Origin of the sequence: Pseudomonas sp. B21-041 (assembly GCF_024748675.1) — a bacterium.
Taxonomy (GTDB): domain Bacteria; phylum Pseudomonadota; class Gammaproteobacteria; order Pseudomonadales; family Pseudomonadaceae; genus Aquipseudomonas; species Aquipseudomonas neuropathica.
In genome coordinates, this window is record NZ_CP087175.1 from 5,416,846 (window position 1) to 5,435,709 (window position 18,864).

An 18,864-nucleotide genomic window follows, 5' to 3' on the forward strand; every position below is an offset into this window, starting at 1 on the left:
TCAAGGATCCTGTCAGCGGGCGATGATCAGCGGATGCCCGCGCTCCGGGTGCGGCTGCACCAACACTTCGAGACCGAATACGGCCTGAAGCGTGTCCGGACGCAAAACCTGCTGCGGTGTATCCAGTACCACCGGACGCCCACCCTCCAGCAGCAGAATGCGATCACAATAACGCGCCGCCAGATTCAGATCATGCAGGATCACCAACACCGCCGCGCCACGATCGGCGAACTCGCGTACGGCCTGCAGTGTCGTATGTTGATGCAGCGGATCAAGCATCGAAGTCGGCTCATCCAGCAACAGTGTCTGCCCGGCCTGCCCCGGCCAAAGCTGCGCGAGCACCCGCGCCAGATGCACACGCTGACGCTCGCCCCCGGACAGCGCCAGATAACTGCGACCACTCAAGTGCCCGGCATCAGCTGCCGTCAATGCCTGTGCGATGATTTCGGCATCCCGCACCCGCCCGCTTTGCCAAGGCAAGCGGCCCATGCCGACCACTTCCTCGACGCGAAAAGCAAAATCCAGGGTCGACACCTGAGGCAACACCGCCAGTCGTTGCGCGCGCTGCGGGCCAGTCCAGTGGCTCAACGCTTGCCCGTCGAGCGAAACCCCGCCCGCGCTCGCTGCCAGCTCACCGCACAAGGCACCGAGTAACGTACTTTTGCCAGCACCGTTCGGCCCAAGCACACCGAGCACTTCACCCGGTTCGACCTGCAACGAGACATCGCTGAGCACAGCCTTGCGACCCCGAAGGATGTGCAGATTCTGCGCACGCAACATCAGGCACGCCCTCGCAGCAGCAAATAGAGAAAGAACGGCGCACCGATAAACGCGGTGACGATGCCGATCGGCAACTCTGCCGGCGCCAGCGCCAGCCGCGCGACCAGATCAGCCAACAGCAACAGGCTCGCCCCCGCCAGCACTGAGGCCGGCAGCAACACTTTGTGATCCGGTCCCGCCAGCAAGCGCACCAGATGCGGCACCACCAGCCCGACAAAACCGATCATCCCGGCTGCCGCCACTGCTGCGCCAACCCCCAGCGCCGTGCAAAACACCAATTCACGCTTGAGCCGCTCGACATCAATGCCCAAATGACCAGCCTCGGATTCCCCGAGCAGCAAGGCATTCAGCGCTTTGGCGCGACGTGGCAACCACAACGCCACGCCGGCGCTGATGATCAGCAATGGCCACAGCCGCGCGTAACTAGCGCCGTTGAGACTGCCGAGATTCCAGAACGTCAGCGTGCGCAAGGTCGCGTCATCCGCCAGATAAGTGAACAGCCCCACCGCCGAACCGGCCAGCGCCGTCAGTGCGATGCCCGCCAGCAACATGGTCGCGACGTTGGTCTGGCCATTACGGCGACCCAGTCGATACACCAGCGCCGTCACGCCGAGGCCGCCGAGAAACGCGCAGACCGACAGCAGATACGGCCCGAACCATTCCGGCAGGCCGCCAAAAAAAGCACCGCCGACAATCGCAATCGCTGCGCCCAATGCCGCGCCGCTGGAAACACCGACCAGTCCCGGATCGGCCAGCGGATTACGAAACAAGCCCTGCATCGCCACGCCGGACAACGCCAGCACACCGCCCACTGCCAGTCCCAGCAGCGTTCGCGGCAGACGAATCTGCCCAAGGATCAGTTCAGCCTGCTCCAGTCCGTCCGGTGCCAACGGCACACCAAGCATGCGTAGCGCAGCACGCAAAGTGTCGAACAACGGCAGACTGACGGGCCCGAGTGCCAACGATAGCCAGATCGCCAATAAACACAGGAGCGTCAGGCCAATGAACAAGCCACGGGGTTTTACCAGTGTGGTCATTGGCCGCTCTTGGCCGGGTAGAAACCGTCAGTCAGGGTTTTCAGCGCTGCCGGCAAACGCGGCCCGAGCCCACCGACCAGCAGGGTCGGATCCAGCTCCAGCACACGCCCGGTCTTCGCGGCGCGACTTGAATTGAGAATAGGGTTTTCCTTGAACAGCGCCGCTTTCGCCGCCTCACCGGTCAATGCACGGTCGGCGAACACCAGCACTTCAGGATCGAGACTGGCGAGGGATTCCACGGAAAACGGCTTGTAACCCGTGTGCGTCGCCAGGTTATGTCCGCCCGCCTGTTGCAGCAACCAGTCGGCGGCGGTGTCCTTGCCAGCAATCAATGGCTTGCCACCGGCATGTCCAAGCAACAGCAGCACACCCGGCGCTTTTTGTTTAGTCTGCACTTCAGTAACCCGAGCCTTCTGCGCATCGAGTTGCTGTTGATAACTTTGCAGCAGTTGCGCGGCCTGAGCCTGTGCGCCGAGCAATTGGGCCAAATGAGTAACGTTTTTCTCCAGCGTTGGCAGATCTGGCTGAGCCGAAAACAACGCCACCTGAACCCTGGCCGCTTTTACCTGCGACAGTACCGGTGGCGGGCCCATTTCTTCGGTGCCGATCAGGATATCTGGGCGCAAACTGAGAATGCCCTCAGCGGACAGACTGCGCTGATAACCAATACTCGGTAGCGCCTTCAACGACTCCGGATGCTGGCTGGTGGTGTCGACACCGACCAGTTTCGACTCGCCCCCCAACGCACTCACCCACTCCGACAGCGCACCGCCAGCACTGACCCAACGTTGCGGCAAATCGGCCGCTGCAGCCTGGTGGCTGACCAAAAGTCCGACACACAGCACGGCAACGCGGGTACTCAGGCGCATAAACAGCTTCCTTGAATAAGGTTTTTTCCCGGGCATCCGGATGGCAGGCCAAGTATCCTCGACATCTGCCAGACGCCTACGGGTGAAGGCCGCCATTTGATAATTGTTTGCATTTAAACGTCAAGCTCGGACATATCCAGACACGAGCGGACACTAGAGGATAGCCATGAAGTTTCTCTGCGCGGGCGCCGATCTGGCCGAAGCGAAAAGTCGTGGTTTCGAGATCGACGGAAAAAAGCTGTTTGCCGTGCGTCGCAATGGTCAGGCCTATGTCTACCTCAATCGCTGCCCGCACCGGGGCGTGGGTCTGGAATGGCAACCCGACCGGTTTCTCGACCCGAGCAACAGCCTGATCCAGTGCGCCACCCACGGCGCACTGTTTCTGATCGAGGACGGTGAATGCGTCGCCGGCCCCTGCGCCGGGCAAGCACTCACCGCCATTCCTTGCCGGGAAGACGTGCAAGGGCTGTGGATCGATGTTTAACCGTTAAGCAGCACCTCGAGACGCCGGTCGATGACCATCTCTTCATGGTCCAGCCGCACGCCATACGCCAGCACCTCAACGCCACAAGCCACCGCTTCGAGAAGCGCATCGGCGTAGGCCGAATCGATTTCCCTCGCCGGTCGCACCGCGTCAATCCCGGTCAGATTGACGCAATACAACTGCACTGCCCGAATTCCGTCCCGCGCCAGATGCGCCAATTCACGCAAATGCTTGGCGCCGCGCTGGGTCACCGCATCGGGAAACGCCGCCACGGCAGTGCCGTCGAAACCGAGGGTGACGCTTTTCACTTCAACATAAGCCGGGCCGCTCGGGTATTCGAGGCGGAAGTCGATTCGGCTCTTTTCCTGCCCGTACGCGACTTCACGTTTCAATGCGGTAAAGCCGTTCAACTCGCTGATGACGCCGGCCTGCAGCGCCTCCTCGACCAAACCGTTGGCCCGTGCGGTATTCACGCAAAACAACCGACCCTGCGGGGTTTCACCAATTTCCCAAGTGCCCGGTAATTTACGTTTCGGGTCATTTGAGCGGCTGAACCAGACCTGCCCGCCTTCGACCTGACAGTTGAGCATCGAACCAGTGTTCGGGCAGTGAATGGTCAGCAACTCGCCGTCAACGGTTTCGATATCGGCGAGAAAACGCTTGTAACGACGGATCAGTCGCGCCTCTTCCAGACCAGGATAAAAGCGCATCAGCCTTGCCAGCTCTTCAAGCCACGGGCAATACGCTCCACTGCTTCCTGTAGGCGAGGGAGGTTTTGCGTGTAGGCAAAACGCACATGGTGGCTGGCCTGATAGCGACCGAAATCCAGACCCGGGGTGAACGCTACATGTTCGGTTTCAAGGAAATGACGGCAGAACGCGAAGGCATCGCCGCCGAACTGGCTGATATCGGCGTAAAGATAGAACGCGCCTTCCGGCTCCACGGCGATGTTGAAACCCAACTCGCGCAACGCTGGCAGGAGGAAATCACGGCGGCGACCAAATTCGGTGCGGCGCTCTTCCAGAATGGCGATGGTGTCCGGTTCGAAACAGGCCAACGCCGCATACTGCGCCATGCTCGGCGCGCTGATGTAGAGGTTCTGCGCCAGTTTTTCCAGCTCGCTGACGGCAGCGTCCGGCGCCACCAGCCAGCCGAGACGCCAGCCGGTCATGCCGAAATATTTGGAGAAACTGTTCAATACAAAAGCGCTGTCGTCGACTTCCAGTACGCTGGCGGCATCGGTGCCGTAAGTCAAACCGTGGTAGATCTCGTCCACCACCAGATGTCCGTGCCTGGCCTTGATGGCGGTGGATAACCCGGCCAGTTCATCGCGGGTCAGGATGGTACCGGTCGGATTGGCTGGCGAAGCAACCAATGCACCGACGCTGTCGTGATCCCAATGACGCTCGACCAGATCCGGAGTCAACTGATAGCGCACGTCCGGCCCTACAGGAACAAGCTGCGCCGCACCTTCCACCAGGCGCAGAAAATGCCGGTTACACGGATAACCCGGATCCGCCAGCAGCCAGTGTTTACCTGGATCGACCAGCAAAGCGCTGGCCAGCAACAGCGCACCGGAACCACCCGGCGTGATCAGAATCCGCCGTGGATCGATGTTCAAGCCGTAGTGCGATTGATAAAAACCGGAAATCGCCTCGCGCAATTCAGGAATGCCGCGCGCAGCGGTGTAACGGGTCTTGCCCGCCGTTAAAGCGGCCTGCCCGGCACGGATGATCGGCTCGGCAGTAGTGAAGTCCGGCTCGCCGATTTCCAGGTGGATCACGTCGTGGCCTTCAGCCTGTAATTCATTGGCCCGCGCCAGCAGCGCCATCACATGGAACGGTTCGATCGCACGACTGCGCGCACTGTAGGGCTGAGCCATTGGTTTTCCTTCGGCAGGGAAAAAGAGACGATTCTACCCATCTGCCGGAACGAGCGAGAACCCGCAGCGGTCACAGCCTCAAGAACGCTGGACTGTAACGATATGAGCGTACGCTCCAGGATTGACTAAAATCAGTGATTGAACAGGTCTTCAGCACCACCAGACACGGCTTGCCAAACATTTGCAAGCGCCACCCGCCGGGGCCTCGACATCCGGGAGTAGCGCAGGCCGAATTGATCTGGTAAGTTCGCCCGCTTGCAGCCGCAGGGCCGGCAGGTGTCGGTGATGGAGCAATCCTGCGCAATGGATTACAAGAGTAGAGGCGGTCCATTTCATGCCCACCCAAGCAAAGCAACAGCAGCAAACGGCGATCAGTGGCTTCGAACCTTACGTTCAGGCCAAAGACGAAGAGTACATGGGCAAACCCATGCGCGCGCACTTCACCAAGATCCTGACCAAGTGGAAACTGGACTTGATGCAGGAAGTCGACCGAACTGTTGATCACATGAAGGACGAAGCGGCCAACTTTCCCGACCCGGCCGACCGTGCCAGTCAGGAAGAAGAGTTCGCCCTTGAACTGCGCGCCCGTGATCGCGAGCGCAAGCTGATCAAGAAGATCGACAAGACACTGCAACTGATCGAAGACGGCGAATACGGCTGGTGCGATTCGTGCGGCATCGAGATCGGCGTCAAGCGCCTTGAAGCCCGTCCTACCGCCGACATGTGCGTCGACTGCAAGAACCTGGCTGAGATCAAGGAAAAGCAGGTCGGCAAGTAACCTCGACCTGAACGAAAAACGGAGCGTGCGAACGCTCCGTTTTTGTTTCTGCCTTTTGCCTTTTGTAGGAGTGAGCCTGCTCGCGATAGCGGTGGGTCGGTCAATATCGGTGTTGAATGTCACACCGCTATCGCGAGCAGGCTCACTCCCACAGGTTGACCTGCGTATAGCCTGAAAAGTAGCTTCGTCTCCATGACTGCCAAAACATCCCCCGCCTACATCGGCCGCTTCGCCCCAACCCCCAGTGGCCACTTGCACTTCGGTTCGCTGGTTGCCGCCCTCGCCTCTTACCTCGACGCTCGCTCGGTCGGCGGTCGCTGGCTGGTGCGCATGGAAGATCTCGACCCACCCCGCGAAGAACCCGGCGCACAAGCGGCGATTCTCAAGGCGCTGGAAAGTTACGGCTTCGAGTGGGATGGCGACATGGTGCGCCAGAGCGATCGCCACGACGCCTACGCGGACGTGCTCAACAGCCTGTTCAATCACGGCTTGGCCTACGCCTGCACGTGCTCGCGCAAACAGCTCGAAGCGTATAACGGGATTTATCCGGGCCTGTGCCGCAATGCCGGCCACGATCAGCAAGACGCCGCTATCCGCCTGCGCGTACCCGAAATGGAATACCACTTTATCGACCGCGTGCAAGGCGAATACCGCCAGCATCTGGGTCGGGACGTCGGCGATTTCGTGATCCGTCGCCGTGACGGTCTCTACGCCTATCAACTGGCGGTGGTGCTCGACGATGCCTGGCAAGGTATCACCGACATCGTGCGTGGTGCCGACCTGCTCGACTCGACGCCGCGCCAACTCTATCTGCAAGAGTTGCTGGGGTTGCGCCAGCCGCGCTATCTGCACCTGCCGCTGATTACCCAACCGGACGGCAACAAACTCGGCAAGTCCTATCGCTCGCCGCCGCTGCAAGCCGATCAAGCGACACCGTTGTTGCTGCGCGCCCTGCGTGCTCTGGGGCAAAACCCTGGCGCCGAACTGGCCCACGCCTCACCGCAAGAATTACTCAAGTGGGGCAGCACACACTGGGATGCCACGAAGATCCCGCGCACACTGACCCTGCCCGAAGCGCAACTGCTATGACGACACTTGCAGTCGTGCGCCCATCCGTTACCATCGCCGCACGTTTTCGGGCACGCGCATAAAAAAGAGAGGCCGGGATGTACATCTATCGCTTGGTCCTGCTTTTAGTCGTGGGGATCTACCTGTTTTCCCCCGCCATCATGGATTGGTGGATCGACGCTACGGGCGCCTGGTATCGCCCCTATCTGCTCTGGCTGATCCTGATTGTCGTGACCTTCATCCTGCAGAGCCAAAAAGATGCCGATGAGCTTTAGCCTGACCCAGATGATCCTGATCAGCGCCGCGTACCTGGCGGTGCTGTTCGGCGTCGCCTGGATCAGCGAACGGGGCATGATCCCGCGGGCGATCATTCGCCACCCGCTGACCTACACCTTGTCGCTGGGGGTTTACGCCAGTGCGTGGGCGTTCTACGGCACGGTCGGCCTCGCCTATCAGTACGGCTACGGCTTTCTGTCCAGTTACCTCGGCGTGTCCGGCGCATTTCTGCTGGCGCCGGTGTTGCTCTATCCGATTCTGAAGATCACCCGCACTTATCAATTATCGTCGCTGGCCGATCTGTTCGCGTTTCGCTTTCGCAGCACCTGGGCCGGCGCGCTGACCACGATTTTCATGCTGATCGGTGTGCTGCCGCTGCTGGCGTTGCAGATTCAGGCGGTGGCCGACTCCATCGGCATTCTGACCGGCGAGCCGATCCAGAGTCGCGTGGCGCTGGCGTTCTGTGCGCTGATCATCCTGTTCACGATTTTCTTCGGCTCCCGGCATATCGCCACTCGTGAGAAGCACGAAGGACTGGTGTTTGCGATTGCCTTCGAGTCGGTGATCAAACTGATCGCTCTCGGCGGCGTCGGTCTGTATGCGCTGTACGGCGTGTTCGATGGCCCGCAACAGCTGGAACTGTGGCTGCTGCAAAACCAGACCGCCCTCGCCGCTCTGCACACGCCGTTGCAGGAAGGCCCGTGGCGCACGTTATTGCTGGTGTTCTTTGCCTCGGCGATCGTGATGCCGCACATGTATCACATGACCTTTACCGAAAACCTCAATCCGCGCTCGCTGGTCAGTGCGAGCTGGGGCCTGCCGCTGTTCCTGCTGCTGATGAGCCTGGCGGTGCCGCTGATTCTCTGGGCCGGCCTCAAACTCGGCGCCACAACCAACCCGGAATACTTCACCCTCGGCATCGGCATCGCCGCCAACAGCAAACCGCTGGCGTTGCTCGCCTATGTCGGCGGTTTATCGGCGGCCAGCGGGCTGATCATCGTCACCACGCTGGCGCTGTCGGGCATGGCGCTGAACCACTTGGTTTTACCGCTCTACCAGCCGCCGGCCGAGGGCAACATCTACCGTTGGCTGAAGTGGACCCGCCGCGCGCTGATCGTCGCGATCATCATGGCCGGTTTCGGTTTCTACTTGATGCTTGGCGCCGAGCAGGATCTGGCCAACCTCGGCATCGTCGCGTTTGTCGCAACCCTGCAATTCCTGCCTGGGGTGTTGTCGGTGTTGTACTGGCCGACCGCCAACCGTCGCGGCTTTATCGCCGGTCTGCTGGCGGGGATTCTGGTCTGGGTAGTGACCATGCTGCTGCCGCTGGTCGGCAATCTGCAGGGTTTCTACATCCCGCTGCTGAACATGATTTACGTGCTCGACGACACCAGTTGGCACATGGCGGCCATCGCTTCGCTCGCTGCCAACGTGTTGATGTTCACCCTGATCTCGCTGTTCACCAACGCCAGTCCCGAAGAGGCCAGCGCTGCCGAAGCCTGCGCTGTGGATAACGTTCGTCGCCCGCAGCGGCGTGAGCTGCATGCCGCTTCGCCACAGGAATTCGCCACACAACTGGCGAAACCGTTGGGCGCCAAGGCTGCGCAGAAAGAAGTCGAGCAGGCCCTGCGCGATCTTTATCTGCCGTTCGACGAACGCCGTCCGTACGCCTTGCGCCGTTTGCGTGACCGCATCGAAGCCAATCTCTCCGGCCTGATGGGCCCGAGCGTGGCCCAGGACATGGTGGAAACCTTCCTGCCGTACAAGGCCGGCGGCGAAAACTACGTGACCGAAGACATCCACTTCATCGAAAGCCGCCTCGAGGATTACCACTCGCGCCTCACAGGCCTGGCCGCCGAACTCGATGCCCTGCGTCGTTACCACCGCCAAACCTTGCAAGAACTGCCGATGGGCGTCTGCTCGCTGGCCAAGGATCAAGAGATCCTGATGTGGAACAAGGCCATGGAAGAACTCACCGGAATCGCCGCACAGCGCGTGGTCGGTTCGCGCCTGAGTACCATCGGCGAGCCATGGAAAGGCCTGCTGCAAGGTTTCATCGATCTGCCGGACGAGCATTTGCACAAACAGCATTTGGCCCTCGATGGCCAAACCCGCTGGTTGAACCTGCACAAAGCGGCAATCGACGAACCGTTGGCACCGGGTAACAGCGGCCTGGTGCTACTGGTCGAAGATTTGACCGAAACGCAGATGCTCGAAGACAAATTGGTGCACTCCGAGCGTCTGGCCAGCATTGGTCGTCTCGCGGCGGGTGTGGCTCACGAAATCGGCAACCCGATCACCGGCATCGCTTGTCTTGCGCAAAACCTGCGCGAAGAACGTGAAGACGACGGCGAGCTGACGGAAATCAGCGGACAGATTCTCGAACAGACCAAACGCGTCTCGCGCATTGTCCAGTCGCTGATGAGCTTCGCCCACGCCGGCAGCCACCAGCACAGTGACGAGCCCGTTTGCCTGGCCGAAGTGGCGCAGGATGCGATTGGTCTGCTGGCGCTGAACCGACGCAATTTCGAAGTGCAGTTCTACAACCTCTGCGATCCTGATCATTGGGTCGAGGGCGATCCGCAGCGACTTGCCCAGGTACTGATCAATCTGCTCTCCAACGCCCGCGACGCCTCACCGCCGCACAGTGCGGTACGGGTCAAGAGCGAAGCCGGCGAACACACGGTCGATCTGATCGTCGAAGACGAAGGCAGCGGTATTCCGAAGAACATCATGGACAGATTGTTCGAACCCTTCTTCACCACCAAGGATCCTGGCGAAGGCACCGGTCTGGGCCTTGCACTGGTCTATTCCATCGTTGAAGAGCATTATGGACAAATCACCATCGACAGCCCGGCTGATGTACAAAGCCAACGCGGCACCCGTATCCGGGTGACCTTACCGCGTCATGTCGAAGCGACGTCCGCTGTGAACTGAGACCGTCGAGAGTATCGAATCAATGCCGCACATTTTGATCGTCGAAGACGAAACAATTATCCGCTCCGCCTTGCGCCGCCTGCTGGAACGCAACCAGTACCAGGTCAGCGAAGCCGGTTCAGTGCAGGAAGCACAAGAACGCTTCACCATTCCTACGTTCGATCTGATCGTCAGCGATCTGCGTTTGCCGGGCGCTCCGGGCACCGAGCTGATCAAGCTCGGCCAGGGCACGCCGGTGCTGATCATGACCAGTTACGCCAGCCTGCGCTCGGCGGTCGACTCGATGAAGATGGGCGCGGTGGATTACATCGCCAAGCCTTTCGACCACGATGAAATGCTTCAGGCTGTCGCGCGGATCCTGCGTGATCGCCAATCGGCACCGGCGGCCGGCGAAGCGGTTGCCAGCAAACCGACCAATGGCAGCGGCAAATCCGCCGTTGACAACAGTAACGGTGAAATCGGCATCATCGGTTCCTGCCCACCGATGCAGGATCTGTACAGCAAGATCCGTAAAGTCGCGCCGACCGATTCCAATGTGTTGATCCAGGGCGAGTCCGGCACCGGTAAAGAACTGGTGGCCCGCGCGCTGCACAACCTGTCGAAACGCGCCAAGGCGCCGATGATCTCGGTGAACTGCGCAGCCATTCCGGAAAGCCTGATCGAGTCCGAACTGTTCGGCCACGAGAAAGGCGCATTCACCGGCGCCAGCGCCGGGCGTGCCGGTCTGGTCGAAGCGGCGGACGGCGGCACCTTGTTCCTCGACGAAATCGGCGAACTGCCGCTGGAAGCTCAGGCTCGCCTGCTGCGTGTGTTGCAGGAAGGCGAAATTCGCCGTGTTGGCTCGGTGCAGTCGCAGAAGGTCGATGTACGCCTGATCGCGGCCACTCACCGGGATCTCAAGAGCCTGGCGAAAATCGGCCAGTTCCGTGAAGACCTTTATTACCGTCTGCACGTGATCGCACTGAAACTACCGGCCCTGCGCGAGCGCGGCGCTGACGTCAACGAAATCGCTACTGCCTTCCTCGCTCGTCAGAGCGCACGCATCAACCGTACCGACCTGAAGTTTGCCGCGGATGCCGAACAGGCGATCCGTCATTATTCCTGGCCGGGTAACGTACGTGAGCTGGAGAACGCGGTCGAGCGCGCAGTGATTCTGAGCGAAAGCCCGGAAATCTCCGCCGACCTGCTGGGCATCGACATCGAGCTGAGCGATCTGGAAGACGACGAGTTCATCGGTCTGCCGCCACAAACGGCGGGTAACGCCAGCAACAGCAGCCATGAGCCGACCGAAGACCTGTCGCTGGAAGACTACTTCCAGCACTTCGTTCTCGAGCATCAGGACCACATGACCGAGACCGAACTGGCGCGCAAACTGGGCGTCAGCCGTAAATGTCTGTGGGAGCGCCGTCAGCGTCTAGGCATCCCACGGCGCAAGACCGGGGTCGCCAGCGAGAGCTGAACGTTACCTGTCGAGTGTGCGGGTAACGCTTGAAGATGTGAAAAAACTGTTACCTCAGTCGATTCACGTAACAGAAGCCGGGGTTATCGGTAACGAAACCCCGGCTTTTTTTCGCCCCGACAAAACGGTTATATCGACCTAACCCCTTGTTTTATTGGGCTTCGCAAAAGTTGGCACGCCCCCTGCTATATGTTTGGTACAAGAACAATAACAAGCAATGCACAAGACAATAAAAATAAGACGAATCGACTCACGCACAATAAAAACAAGACGGCGAGAGGCGCAGCTAACTGATTCTTTTGGAGAGGCGTTGTATTTGGGGCTTGCCCCACGACCAGGCCGAGAACAACAAAAACTGTCCTAAGACAGAGCCTGTACTGGTTGGATCGAGAGATCACTGCAATTCAGCGACCAAAGCAATCCGTTTGCTCTTGGCTCCCGATTGGGAGGGTCACGAAGGAAACACTTCGTGGCGAGGGCACTCAACAAAAACAAGAAGCCCGAATCAATAATAAAAAGAGCACGCAACTACTTCTTGGGGAGCTTCGGCTCCCCTTGTAGTTTCTCCTCCCTGGTAAAATCCTCCATTTTATTCGCGCGCGATGCCTGTAGCCTGCGGCTTGCAGCTCAAATCGGCCGTGTCCTACACCATCCCCCGACTAAATGCTAGAATCTGCGCCCATCATGCGGTCATTCTTTGGTATGGCCGAACATTCCTTCAAACAGTGCATCCCATGCTGAAGAAGTTGTTCCAGTCATTCCGAACTCCCGTGCGTCGTACGCAACACATCCGCAGCACCCCTGAAGTGCTCAACAGCGGTCAACATTCGCTGCAGAAAACGCAATTCAGCCGCTATGCGGTGAATATTGTCGAACGCCTGCAAGGTGCCGGTTACCAGGCTTATCTGGTCGGCGGTTGCGTGCGTGACATGCTGCTGGGCATCACGCCCAAGGATTTCGACGTCGCCACCAGCGCCACCCCCGAGCAAGTCCGTGCCGAATTCCGCAATGCGCGGATCATTGGCCGTCGCTTCAAACTGGTGCACATCCATTTCGGTCGCGAAATCATCGAAGTCGCGACCTTCCGCGCCAATCACCCGGTCAACGAAGACGACGAAGACAGCAACCAGTCTTCGCGTAACGAGAGCGGGCGCATTCTGCGCGACAACGTTTACGGCACCCTGGAAGAAGACGCGCAACGCCGCGACTTCACCATCAACGCCCTGTATTACGATCCGGTCAGTGAGCGCATCCTCGATTACGCCAATGGCGTACACGACATCCGCAATCACCTGATCCGTCTGATCGGTGATCCGAAGCAGCGCTACCAGGAAGACCCGGTGCGCATGCTGCGCGCCGTGCGTTTTGCCGCCAAGCTCAACTTCGGCATCGAAAAGCACACCGTGCAACCGATCCGTGAATTGGCGCCGATGCTGCGCGAGATCCCGTCGGCACGCCTGTTCGAAGAAGTGCTCAAGCTGTTCCTTTCGGGACACGGCGCAATCACCTTCGAAATGCTGGTCGATCTGCAACTGTTCGCCCCGCTGTTCCCGGCCAGTGCCGATGCGCTGGAACACAACCCGGAATACACCCACACACTGATCAGCGAAGCGCTGACCAACACTGACCTGCGCATCAAGCAGAACAAACCGGTGACCCCGGCGTTCCTGTTTGCCGCGCTGCTGTGGCCTGCCCTGCCGGCTCGCGTGTTGCGCTTGCAGGAACGTGGCATGCCGCCGATCCCGGCGATGCAGGAAGGCGCCCACGAGCTGATCGCCGAACAGTGCCAGCGCATTGCGATTCCGAAACGTTTCACCATGCCGATCCGCGAGATCTGGGACATGCAGGAGCGTCTGCCACGCCGCAGCGGCAAACGTGCCGACCTGTTGCTGGACAATCCGCGTTTCCGCGCCGGTTACGACTTCCTCCTGCTGCGTGAAAGCGCGGGCGAAGAAACGGACGGCCTGGGCGAATGGTGGACTGATTATCAGGACGCCAACGACAGCGAACGTCGCGACATGATCCGCGACCTCAGCGGCAAGGGCGATGACGCTAGCGGCGCGCCACGTAAACGTCGCCGCAGCGGCGGCTCCAAGCGCAAACGCGCCGGCGCCCCGAGCGCTACAGGCGAATAAAGGCATGGAACGCATCTACATCGGCATGGGCAGCAACCTCGCTGACCCGGCCGAACAGTTACGCAGCGCCGTCGAAGCGCTTGGGCAATTGCCGCAGACCACACTCGCGGGCGTTTCCGCCTTCTATCAAAGCGACTCGTTGCTGCCAGGCCAACCGCGGTACACCAACGCGGTCGCTGCTCTCGACAGCGATCTTGCGCCGATTGAACTGCTCGACGCGCTGCAAGCCATCGAGAATGATCAGGGCCGCGAGCGCCTGGAGCGCTGGGGCCCGCGCACGTTGGACCTGGATATTCTGCTGTTCGGTGATCGACTGATCGACGAACCGCGCCTGAAAGTCCCGCATTATCAGATTCAGGAACGTGCGTTCGTGCTCTATCCCCTTGCCGAACTGGCGCCGCAAGATCTGCGTCTGGCCGATGGCCGCAGCCTGTCTGATCTGCTCGCCGCCTGCCCGTTCGTCGGCCTGGAACGCCTCCCCCACGCCTGACATAAATCCGCCCTTTGTAGGAGTGAGCCTGCTCGCGATAGCGGTGGATCAGCCAATAAATCTTTAGCTGACAGAACGCTATCGCGAGCAGGCTCACTCCCACAGGGATTGCGCCACATCCAGATTTATTGTCCGACAAAAACCCCGCAAATCAGCCCCGCCGCAGCGCTGAATCGCATCAGTAACGCCGGTAACACTCCCCTCGTAACAATGCGGTAACACACGCAATTGACTTCCTGTTGGCTCATCACGACTATAGGCGTCCCGCTGCCGCCAACCCGGCACATACGGGCGCAATCCAGGCCTTATAAGCACGACAAAAGAGCGTGCGCCTGAGTAGATGAAGAATCACGCGCGTTACTCGCAGTAGTTTCCAGAGCGCCTGAACGAGGATTTTTTACATGCCAGCCATCACCCTGACCACGCTCCAGAGCCTCAAGCAGAAAGGTGAAAAGATCACCATGCTGACCTGCTATGACGCGACCTTCGCCCACGCCTGCAACGAAGCTGGTGTCGAAGTGCTGCTGGTGGGCGACTCCCTCGGCATGGTCCTGCAAGGTCACGACAGCACTTTGCCGGTGTCCACCGCAGAAATGGCCTACCACACCGCGTGCGTCAAACGCGGCAACACTGATGCCCTGATTCTGGCCGACCTGCCCTTTATGGCTAACGCCACCCTTGAACAAACCATGACTAACAGCGCCATGCTGATGCAGGCCGGTGCGCACATGGTCAAGGTCGAAGGTCAGTTGTGGCTGGCCGAGTCGATCCGTCTGCTTGCCGAGCGCGGGGTACCGGTTTGCGCACACATGGGTCTGACCCCACAAGCGGTGAACATCCTCGGCGGCTACAAAGTGCAGGGTCGCAACGAGAACCAGGCGCGGCAGATGCGTGCCGATGCGATCTCGCTGGAACAGGCCGGCGCCGCCATGCTGCTGCTCGAATGCGTACCGAGCGAACTAGCTGCCGAAATCAGCCAGGCGGTGAAGATTCCAGTCATCGGCATCGGCGCCGGTAACGCCACCGACGGCCAGGTCCTGGTACTGCACGACATGCTCGGCCTGTCGATCACCGGCCGCGTGCCGAAATTTGTCAAAAACTTCATGCACGGCCAGGACAGCATCCAGTCCGCGCTAAAGGCTTACGTCAACGAAGTCAAAGCCACCACGTTCCCTGGCATCGAACACGGATTCTCTGCATGAACACCGTTAAAACCGTACGCGAACTACGCGCCGCCGTAGCCCGCGCCCGCAGCGAAGGCAAGCGCATCGGCTTTGTGCCGACCATGGGCAACCTGCACAGCGGTCACGTTGCACTGATCACCAAAGCCACCCAACGTGTGGACTTCGTGGTCGCGAGTATTTTCGTCAACCCGCTGCAGTTCGGCGCCGGCGAAGACCTCGATAAATACCCGCGCACGTTGGCAGCGGATCAGGAGAAGCTGCTCGAAGCCGGTTGTTCTCTCCTCTTCGCGCCGACTGTCGAAGAAATGTACCCCGACGGCATGGCCGGACAGACTCGGGTCAGCGTGCCGCAGTTGTCCGAAGGCCTGTGCGGCGCCAGCCGTCCGGGGCATTTCGAGGGTGTGGCGACCGTCGTCAGCAAACTGTTCAACATGGTCCAGCCGGATCTGGCGATTTTCGGTCAGAAGGATTACCAGCAACTGGCGGTGATCCGCGCGCTGGTGCATGACCTGAACATGCCGATCCAGATCATTGGCGAACCGACCGTGCGTGCAGCCGATGGCCTGGCGCTGTCATCGCGCAATGGCTTCCTCAACGAGGAACAGCGCGCGGTGGCTCCGGTGGTCTATCGCTCGCTGAGCAACATTGCCGAGTCGATCAAGCAAGGCCAACGCGACTTCCCGGCAATGATCAGTGCCCAGGTACAGCAGCTGGAAGCGGCGGGCCTGCGTCCGGATTACCTGGAAATACGCCATGCACTGACCTTGCGTCCGGCGACGGCGGAGGATCGCGATCTGGTGATTCTGGTGGCGGCGTTTCTTGGCACTACTCGGTTGATCGACAACCTGCACCTGAATCTCGATACACCCGCTTAAAAACACCGCAATACCCCCTGTAGGAGTGAGCCTGCTCGCGATAGCGGTGAGTCAGTCAGCATTAGTGTTGAATGACACACCGCTATCGCGAGCAGGCTCACTCCTACAGTGGTTTTCGGTGTTATGAAAATTGCGTTTCAAGCCTTATTGCCGCCCCTAAAGCCTTCGGGCACACTGCCCGCCGTTCGATTCCAACCCGGGAAAACCCTCATGCACGCGATCATGCTCAAGGCCAAACTGCACCGCGCCGAAGTCACTCATGCAGTGCTCGATTACGAAGGTTCGTGCGCCATCGATGGTGAGTGGCTGGACTTGTCCGGCATTCGTGAATACGAGCAGATCCAGATTTATAACGTCGACAACGGCGAGCGTTTCACCACCTACGCGATCCGTGGCGAAGAAGGTTCGCGGATGATCTCGGTCAACGGCGCCGCAGCGCACAAAGCCAAGGTTGGCGACCGTGTGATCATTTGTGCCTACGCCCATTACAGCGAAGCGGAACTGGTCAATTTCAAGCCGCGCATGCTTTACATGGCGCCAGGCAACGAGCTGAGTCACACCAGCAACGCCATCCCGGTTCAGCTCGCCTGATCCCGATTTCGCCCCGCCCCCTCCGTTTGTCGGCCAGTTCCCGGCCTCGATGTTAAAAAAGTACAGGGATCTGGTCAGACAAAGTCAAGACAGAACGCAGCGCGAGGTTTACTGTATTCGCCCTGTGTCCAGAAATCGTGTCGACGCAGTTGATCCCATGCCCAAACATGGCGTGCCGGGTCTGTTCAGTGTTCAAAAGGCCGTTCAAGTAAAAAGGAAAACCGCAGCGATGGCGTATTACCTCACTCCTCAAGACGTTACCGCTCTGCCCGCCTGGCAAGCGTTGAAAGACCACCGCCAAGCCATGCAGGATTTCAGCATGCGCGAAGCCTTCAACGCCGATCCGCAGCGTTTCAATCAATTCACCCTCAGCAGCTGCGGACTGTTTCTCGATTATTCGAAGAATTTGATCAACGCCCAGACCCGCAACCTGCTGGTCGGTCTGGCCAATGAAGTCGATCTGAAGGGCGCGATCAAAGCGCTGTTCGACGGCGAAATCGTCAACACCTCCGAAGGCCGCCCGGCGCTGCACACCGCCCTGCGCCGCCCGGTAGGAGACAAACTGTCGGTCAATGGCGTCAACGTGATGCCGGAAGTCCACAAGGTCTTGAACCAGATCACCGATCTGGTTGGCCGCATTCACGACGGTCTGTGGCGTGGTTACACCGAAAAGCCGATCACTGATGTGGTGAACATCGGCATCGGTGGCTCGTTCCTCGGCCCTGAGCTGGTGTCCGAAGCGCTGCTGTCGTACGCGCAGAAAGGCGTGCGTTGCCATTATCTGGCGAACATCGACGGCAGCGAATTCCACGAGCTGACGCAGAAACTGCGCGCCGAGACCACACTGTTCATCGTTTCGTCGAAGTCGTTCAACACCCTCGAAACCCTGAAGAACGCTCAGGCTGCTCGTGCCTGGTACCTGGCGCAGGGCGGTTCGGAAGCCGAGCTGTATCGTCACTTCATCGCCGTATCGAGCAACAACGCAGCGGCCGTTGCGTTCGGTATCCGCGAAGAAAACATCTTCCCGATGTGGGACTGGGTCGGCGGTCGTTATTCGCTGTGGTCGGCCATCGGTTTGCCGATCGCCCTGGCCATCGGCATGTCCAACTTCAAGGAACTGCTGTCCGGCGCCTACACCATGGACCAGCATTTCCAGACCGCACCGTTCGAACAGAACATGCCGGTGCTGCTGGCCCTGCTTGGCGTCTGGTACGGCAACTTCTGGGGCGCGCAAAGCCACGCGATCCTGCCGTACGACCACTATCTGCGTAACATCACCAAGCACTTGCAACAGCTGGACATGGAATCCAACGGCAAGAGCGTGCGTCAGGACGGCACGCCGGTGTCGACCGATACCGGTCCGGTGATCTGGGGCGGCGTCGGCTGCAACGGTCAGCACGCCTACCACCAGTTGCTGCATCAAGGTTCGCAGTTGATTCCGGCCGATTTCATCGTGCCGATCGTCAGCTTCAACCCGGTCTCCGACCACCACCAGTGGCTGTACGCCAACTGCCTGTCGCAGAGCCAGGCACTGATGCTCGGCAAGACCTTGCCGGAAGCCGAGCAGGAACTGCGCGACAAGGGCATGAGCGAAGATGAAGTGCACAAGCTCGCGCCGCACAAGGTGATCCCGGGCAACCGTCCGAGCAACACCCTCGTGGTCGAGCGCATCAGCCCGCGTCGTCTCGGCGCACTGGTGGCGATGTATGAACACAAAGTGTTCGTGCAAAGCGTGGTCTGGGGCATCAACGCCTTCGACCAATGGGGCGTGGAACTGGGCAAGGAACTGGGCAAAGGCGTTTACAACCGTCTGGTCGGCAGCGATGAAAGCACTGCTGATGACCCTTCCACTCAGGGCTTGATCAACTACTTCCGCGGTCGTCACCGCGGGTGATAGGCTGAAGGGGCGGTTTGCCTGCCCCTACAGCTTGCAACATCGACAGTTCCACGGCACCGGGCTAATCGCAGAATCGGTGGCGTACACGATCCCTGTAGGAGCTGCCGAAGGCTGCGATCTTT

Annotated in this window: 17 protein-coding genes; 12 read left to right on the forward strand and 5 right to left on the reverse strand. The window is 59.8% G+C overall.

Features of this window, described 5'->3' with window-relative positions; translation table 11 throughout:
- Positions 1–12 precede the first annotated feature (12 nt).
- Genes LOY43_RS24060 through LOY43_RS24070 form a run of 3 tightly spaced genes read right to left on the reverse strand, consistent with a single transcriptional unit; the run spans position 13 to position 2,686 of the window.
- Positions 13–780, reverse strand: a complete 768-nt coding sequence (locus LOY43_RS24060; protein ID WP_258708825.1) for a heme ABC transporter ATP-binding protein — start codon at positions 778–780, stop codon at positions 13–15.
- A complete protein-coding gene (locus tag LOY43_RS24065; RefSeq protein ID WP_095048660.1) occupies positions 780–1,817 on the reverse strand; it encodes an iron ABC transporter permease in 1,038 nt (345 codons plus the stop codon). Before LOY43_RS24065 ends, LOY43_RS24060 begins: the two co-directional genes overlap by 1 nt.
- Positions 1,814–2,686 (reverse strand): hemin ABC transporter substrate-binding protein, encoded by an 873-nt coding sequence (locus LOY43_RS24070; protein ID WP_095048661.1) that lies wholly within the window; start codon positions 2,684–2,686, stop codon positions 1,814–1,816. The genes LOY43_RS24065 and LOY43_RS24070 overlap by 4 nt, the downstream gene beginning before the upstream one ends.
- A 166-nt stretch (positions 2,687–2,852) precedes the next feature.
- Here LOY43_RS24070 and LOY43_RS24075 point away from each other — a divergent pair, with 166 nt between their 5' ends.
- Positions 2,853–3,170 (forward strand): Rieske (2Fe-2S) protein, encoded by a 318-nt coding sequence (locus LOY43_RS24075; RefSeq protein ID WP_095048662.1) that lies wholly within the window; start codon positions 2,853–2,855, stop codon positions 3,168–3,170.
- Here LOY43_RS24075 and sfsA read toward each other — a convergent pair.
- Positions 3,167–3,880 (reverse strand): DNA/RNA nuclease SfsA, encoded by a 714-nt coding sequence (gene sfsA / locus LOY43_RS24080; protein ID WP_258708826.1) that lies wholly within the window; start codon positions 3,878–3,880, stop codon positions 3,167–3,169. The two genes, LOY43_RS24075 and sfsA, sit on opposite strands and share 4 nt — an antisense overlap.
- Positions 3,880–5,052, reverse strand: a complete 1,173-nt coding sequence (locus LOY43_RS24085) for a pyridoxal phosphate-dependent aminotransferase (RefSeq protein ID WP_095048664.1) — start codon at positions 5,050–5,052, stop codon at positions 3,880–3,882. The genes sfsA and LOY43_RS24085 overlap by 1 nt, the downstream gene beginning before the upstream one ends.
- 334 nt (positions 5,053–5,386) lie before the next feature.
- On the opposite strand from LOY43_RS24085, the gene dksA reads away from it, so the two are divergent.
- From dksA to pgi, 11 genes are all read left to right on the forward strand, one after another.
- Complete coding sequence (gene dksA / locus LOY43_RS24090) at positions 5,387–5,830, forward strand: RNA polymerase-binding protein DksA (RefSeq protein ID WP_007909922.1); 444 nt, start codon at positions 5,387–5,389, stop codon at positions 5,828–5,830.
- A 192-nt stretch (positions 5,831–6,022) separates the two neighbouring features.
- Entirely contained in the window at positions 6,023–6,919 is an 897-nt protein-coding gene (gene gluQRS / locus LOY43_RS24095; RefSeq protein ID WP_258708827.1) for a tRNA glutamyl-Q(34) synthetase GluQRS, read from the forward strand.
- A 77-nt stretch (positions 6,920–6,996) separates the two neighbouring features.
- Positions 6,997–7,173, forward strand: a complete 177-nt coding sequence (locus LOY43_RS24100; protein WP_003176118.1) for a hypothetical protein — start codon at positions 6,997–6,999, stop codon at positions 7,171–7,173.
- Positions 7,157–10,111: a sensor histidine kinase gene (locus LOY43_RS24105; protein WP_176471287.1), complete on the forward strand. Its 2,955-nt coding sequence runs from the start codon at positions 7,157–7,159 to the stop codon at positions 10,109–10,111. The genes LOY43_RS24100 and LOY43_RS24105 overlap by 17 nt, the downstream gene beginning before the upstream one ends.
- Positions 10,112–10,133: 22 nt before the next feature.
- Complete coding sequence (locus LOY43_RS24110) at positions 10,134–11,570, forward strand: sigma-54 dependent transcriptional regulator (protein WP_095125446.1); 1,437 nt, start codon at positions 10,134–10,136, stop codon at positions 11,568–11,570.
- Positions 11,571–12,304: 734 nt separating this feature from the next.
- Positions 12,305–13,705, forward strand: coding sequence for a polynucleotide adenylyltransferase PcnB (locus tag LOY43_RS24115; RefSeq protein WP_095048669.1), 1,401 nt, complete (start codon positions 12,305–12,307; stop codon positions 13,703–13,705).
- 4 nt (positions 13,706–13,709) lie between these two features.
- Positions 13,710–14,195 (forward strand): 2-amino-4-hydroxy-6-hydroxymethyldihydropteridine diphosphokinase, encoded by a 486-nt coding sequence (gene folK / locus LOY43_RS24120; protein WP_258708828.1) that lies wholly within the window; start codon positions 13,710–13,712, stop codon positions 14,193–14,195.
- A gap of 401 nt (positions 14,196–14,596) precedes the next feature.
- Positions 14,597–15,397: a 3-methyl-2-oxobutanoate hydroxymethyltransferase gene (panB, locus tag LOY43_RS24125; RefSeq protein ID WP_095048671.1), complete on the forward strand. Its 801-nt coding sequence runs from the start codon at positions 14,597–14,599 to the stop codon at positions 15,395–15,397.
- Complete coding sequence (panC, locus tag LOY43_RS24130) at positions 15,394–16,254, forward strand: pantoate--beta-alanine ligase (RefSeq protein WP_220557003.1); 861 nt, start codon at positions 15,394–15,396, stop codon at positions 16,252–16,254. The genes panB and panC overlap by 4 nt, the downstream gene beginning before the upstream one ends.
- Positions 16,255–16,464: 210 nt before the next feature.
- Positions 16,465–16,845: an aspartate 1-decarboxylase gene (gene panD / locus LOY43_RS24135; protein ID WP_003205654.1), complete on the forward strand. Its 381-nt coding sequence runs from the start codon at positions 16,465–16,467 to the stop codon at positions 16,843–16,845.
- A 229-nt stretch (positions 16,846–17,074) separates the two neighbouring features.
- Positions 17,075–18,739: a glucose-6-phosphate isomerase gene (gene pgi / locus LOY43_RS24140; protein WP_095048674.1), complete on the forward strand. Its 1,665-nt coding sequence runs from the start codon at positions 17,075–17,077 to the stop codon at positions 18,737–18,739.
- The last annotated feature ends 125 nt before the right edge of the window (positions 18,740–18,864 follow it).